General features: G+C 54.0%; 5 protein-coding genes. 3 read left to right on the top strand and 2 right to left on the bottom strand.

Going from position 1 to position 4,503, the window contains the following annotated elements:
• Positions 1-422: 422 nt before the first annotated feature.
• The 3 genes from JX325_RS13060 (at position 423) to JX325_RS13050 (ending at position 2,347) form a co-directional block, all read left to right on the top strand.
• Positions 423-629 carry a hypothetical protein gene (locus JX325_RS13060; protein ID WP_204791542.1) on the top strand — a complete coding sequence of 69 codons (207 nt, stop codon included), beginning with the start codon at positions 423-425 and terminating at the stop codon, positions 627-629.
• A gap of 3 nt (positions 630-632) precedes the next feature.
• Positions 633-950, top strand: a complete 318-nt coding sequence (locus tag JX325_RS13055) for a hypothetical protein (protein WP_204791541.1) — start codon at positions 633-635, stop codon at positions 948-950.
• Positions 951-1,303: 353 nt separating this feature from the next.
• The gene (locus JX325_RS13050; RefSeq protein WP_307819278.1) at positions 1,304-2,347 is read left to right on the top strand and encodes an IS30 family transposase; all 1,044 of its coding nucleotides are present in this window, start codon (positions 1,304-1,306) and stop codon (positions 2,345-2,347) included.
• 50 nt (positions 2,348-2,397) lie between these two features.
• Here the strand turns inward: JX325_RS13050 and JX325_RS13045 are convergent, their stop codons facing one another.
• Both JX325_RS13045 and JX325_RS13040 read right to left on the bottom strand, forming a co-directional pair.
• Positions 2,398-3,114, bottom strand: coding sequence for a zonular occludens toxin domain-containing protein (locus JX325_RS13045; RefSeq protein ID WP_204791539.1), 717 nt, complete (start codon positions 3,112-3,114; stop codon positions 2,398-2,400).
• Positions 3,115-3,478: 364 nt separating this feature from the next.
• Positions 3,479-4,503, bottom strand: a 1,025-nt coding sequence (locus JX325_RS13040) for a hypothetical protein (protein WP_204791538.1), incomplete at its 5' end; no start/stop codon positions are given.

Genomic DNA, 4,503 nt, shown 5'->3' with positions numbered 1-4,503 from the left:
TCCTACATTTTATCCCTCATTAACTTTGTGGCCTGTCTGGTAATGAAGACAGACAGGCCTCTTTTCGACAGGCTGACATACCCCCTAGGGGTATGAATACGAGCGTAACACAAGAATCGTCCTGACGGAGCTGCTGCGGGCTGGAGAATGTGTTACAGACCGCACGGCGGGGACGAGAGAATGAGGAGCCCCGGCCATGGGCCGGGGCGGTCGCACAATAACAATTGGCCGTCAAGGGCCGCAAAAATTTTTCCAGGTTCCGAAGAGCCTGGAAAATTTTTTGCTTTCCGCTCCGCTCCAACCCTTGACAACCAACAGTGATTGTGCCCACGGTGGGCAACCGAAATCGCCGAGGCCGATTTCGGCAGGCCGACACGTTTTTATTTTGGAGCCGGGTGGTTGCCCGGAGAGAGGAGCACAACATGGAGCGGGAAAAATTCACGGTCACTTATGAATTGGATGAGAGAATGGTCAACCGTCTTAACAGGCTTACAGAACGGTGGAGGGCAATGGGCAAGGAGATTACGCCGGAAGAGCTGTTCAGCTTCGCCATGACGATGGACGGGGACATGGGCATCAAGAACTATCTGGACGTCGTGGATCGGTTTTTAAGAAGGAAGGGAGTGTAAAACATGGCGACGAAACCGAATATTCGGAGCATCCGCTTTTCTGACGAGCTGGCGGAGCTTATTGACCGGCAGGCCGGGAATACCTTTACGGAGAAATTTGAAAATCTTGTCACCCGGTGCGTTTGGGAGCTTCCGCAGAAGGAGGCGGAGCTAAAGAACATACAGGAGCGCATTGACGCAGAGCGGAAACGACTCTATGACCTGCACAACGCCGCCGAAAATCTCATGCTTATGGAAAGGGACATCAAGATGCTCCGTCGGGGCCTCGATGCCGTCATCCAGAGGGGAGAGGCAATCATCGAAGTAGCGAAAAAGGACTGACGAATTCGTAACACGATTTGACGCCGGGCCTCCGGGCGCAGCTCATGCTTTTGTGTTACAGTGCGGCTATTATCGGGGCTAGGGCCAGGGGGCCCGGTATACAAGGAATGGTAATCAGGAGCCACGGCTGGGAGGCTGGAGGGCTGACGGACTGGGCCCACGGCTGGAAGCTGGGCCAGGGGGCCCGGGGGAGTTTTTCATGCGAACCGGCCAAGGGCCTCCCGCATCTCCTCGAAGGGGCTGTAACACAGTTTCGTTGACGTCACTAAGCTGCAGCTTGCGCCGGTGTGTTACAATGGAGACCGCCCACGGCCTGGGGGCCGTGGGCGGCGGACTGTCGGAGGGAGGAAAGCATGGGACGAGGGACACAGCATTACATGACCAGAGACGAGCGTTTCCTGCTAGAAGGTATGTATATGACAGGGGCAGGAGTAACGGAAATCGCCCGGAAGCTGGGGTTCTGCCGCCAGACAATCTACAACGAGATTAAGCGGGGACTCTATATGCATCGCTGTGACTATTGGGACGAGGTGCGCTACTCGGCGGACAAGGCCCAGCAGATTCACGAATACAACCAGACCGCCAAGGGACGGCCCTTGAAAATTGGAAACGACCACGCCCTTGCCGACTACCTGGAAAAGAAAATGCTGGGCATCCAGCCGAACGGGAAGCAGGACCGGCGGAAGCGGTTTTCTCCTTCGGCGGCGCTGGCGNCGGCCAGAGCGGAGGGCTTCACCACCTCCGTCTGTCCCTCTACCCTTTACAGCTACATAGACNAGCGGGTTTTTCTCCATATCACCAACAAGGACCTCATTGAAAAGGGACGGCCCCGGCAAAAAGCGGAGCGGCCAGAACGGCGGACCGTTCACCCGGCTTTACCGTCTATTGTGAACAGGCCGGAGGCGACGAACCGGCGGGAAGAGCTGGGCCACAAGGAAATAGACCTCGTAGTGGGATGCGCCAATACCAAGGCGGCTACGCTCACCATCACGGACCGGAAGGGGCGGGAGGAAATGGCGTTTCTTTTGCCGGATAAACGGGCGGCGTCGGTTCGGGCCGTCTTTGACCGGCTGGAGCGGAAACTGGGAAAGCGGAAATTCCGGGAGACCTTCCGGAGCATCACCACGGACAACGGGCCGGAGTTCCTGGAGTACGATTTACTCACCCAGTCTATCTACGGCGGGAAGCGGTTTGAGGTTTATTACTGTCATTCCTACTCCGCCTGGGAGAAGGGGACCAATGAAAACCATAACCGTCTTCTNCGCNGGTTCTTTCCCAAAGGGACGGATTTCACGAAGGTTTCCCAGCGGCAGATACAGGAGGCCGTGGACTGGATGAACAACTATCCCAGGAAGGTCCTGGGCTGGCTGACGCCAGCGGAGGCGGGGCGGCTGTAACACAATGGGAGCTGCCGGCGGCGAAGGCCTGGAAAGCAGTTGTGTTACAATCACCAGACGGGCCAGTTCTTTTGGGGAAGCTCCTTGCGGGAATAGCTGTTGAACAGCTTCCAGAGGGACGGGGCGAAAATACGCCTTGTGTCGATGATGGGCAGCCCCATGGCGTAAAGGTCCATGATCTGCTTCGTGTGTTCATCAACCCCAACCTTGCGCCGTATCCTCCGGGCTACCACGCAGAACGGGACCAGGGAGCGGCGGACCACGTAAAAGTTCTGCGCCAGCCGCCGCAGGGTGACGTCCATATCCTCATAGCTTTGGGAGAAAATATCCACCGACGTTTTGTAATGCCGATGGTACTTGTAAAAATAAATCGCCTCCTGGGAGAAGGTCTTATAGTTCCGGTTATTGTACTCTATCCCCGCTTCGTCTATGATAATTTTTGCGTCCTCTATCATGAAGTGTCCAATATCCTCTTTAGCGTTCAGCTGGTAGGCTCCGGTAATGGGGACGTTTGAGAAAACGTCTATCCGCCGTTTCAGATACCGGCTGTCCAGGAGCAGGGCCGTCAGGCGGTTCGGATGCTTCCGGCAGAAGCGAATAAGGACATTTTCATGGAGGGCCCATTTCGTGAGATAGGCGGCGAAGGTGGTTTTGCCGGAGTCGGGAACGCCAAAATAGACATTGAGGACATGGGGATGCTTTGGGCAGAGGAACGAGAGCAGGAAGAACGGGAGATAAACCAGGGCGGCAAGAATGAGCAGAGCCATCTATTTGCACTCCTCGACAAAAATGGAAACGCCGACGACGAGGATTGCGGTAACTTCCGGGGGAAGCCAAGTCCAGAGGACTTGGAACGCCTCGCCTACGGTGCCGAAGAGGTCCACCAGCTTCGCNAGGTTCTCGAAGAGGCTGTTGACCAGGTCAATCAGGCCACCAAAAATCTTATCAAGGGCAGTTTGCAAAAGATTCAGGATGCCGTCACCAATGGTACCCAGCAGTTCGCCGAGCTTGCCTAAGAGCCAGCTTAGGAAGCCTTCGTCTTCCTCTTCGCCGTCGGGGTCCGTGCCGGAGCCGCCGCCGGGGGGAATGGCGCCGTCGGGGGATTTGTACTGTTCATGACAAGTGGAGCATTCAAAGATGGTATAGCCCTGCTGGACGAGCTGTCCCGTGTCGTCGTACTGCGTGGTGACGGTTTGCTTCACCTGCCAGTTGTGGCCTAAGGCAGGAATAGCCTCGTTTTTCGTCTGCTGACACTTGGAGCAGACGTAGGAGGCGGAGCCGGGGCGGGTACAGGTGGGGAGCGTACCGTCTGACGCTTGCCAATCGTGGTCGCAGGGCGGGGTAACGGAAGATGGTATAATTGTTTGTGATGGTGTCCCCTTCGGTGGTGGTAATTTGGGAGATGGTGATATTTTCGTCTCCGTATGTAATAGTAGCCGTATCGCCGGATTCCAGGGTTACTTTATAACTGCGGTCCGAGTAGTCGTAGTTCCAATTTACAATGGGGACAGTTTGGCCTGTTGCCGGATTGTAGAAGGTATTGTTTGTCTCGTTGATGATGGTGGAATTATCTTCTACTTTAGTGTATGAGCCTGTCAGTTGGCCGTTGGCGTCAACGTCGGCAATTCCGAGAGCTCCGCCAGTGATGGAGGTTGGGCGGGTGGTGGTGTTGTAAGTGTCGGCGGAAAGGGAAGCGGCGGGGATTATTTTATAAACAGGGAGGTTACAGTCTGCTGATAAGACAGAAAAACTCACCGAACCGCCCATAGGTATTTTGAAAGTATATCGTACAGGAGCAGACTCAGCGTAAAAAACAGACTTTTCTTCTATAAAATCCGCCGAAATCTTACGAAAACTTCCGCCATTAAGCCCAAATGAAACCGTACCACCAGGACCCGAAAGCAATGTATACATACCAGAAAGTGGAACGTTACCAAGAAAATAGTAACAAAAAAATGTACAATTAGAGGCCATTGTAGAATTTACATGAGAAATAAAAAAATGGCCACCTGATTCACATCCACAAGAATATAAATAATCTTTTCCAATTCTATCTGAATCAACTTTGTTATTTCCTGTAGAAGCATATGAAGCATGAGAACAGAAACGATTATAAGAATTGCCATAGCCACAACTAATCCCAGCAAAGTTAGGGG

Origin of the sequence: Oscillibacter sp. CU971 (assembly GCF_905219725.1) — a bacterium.
Classification (GTDB): Bacteria; Bacillota; Clostridia; order Oscillospirales; family Oscillospiraceae; genus Oscillibacter.
This window is presented reverse-complemented; position numbering and strand designations above follow the sequence as displayed.

Coding starts and splice junctions, on each gene's coding strand:
- JX325_RS13045 (WP_204791539.1), bottom strand. CDS start 3,114: ATGGCTCTGCTCATTCTTGCCGCCCTGGTTTATCTCCCGTTCTTCCTG.
- JX325_RS13060 (WP_204791542.1), top strand. CDS start 423: ATGGAGCGGGAAAAATTCACGGTCACTTATGAATTGGATGAGAGAATG.
- JX325_RS13055 (WP_204791541.1), top strand. CDS start 633: ATGGCGACGAAACCGAATATTCGGAGCATCCGCTTTTCTGACGAGCTG.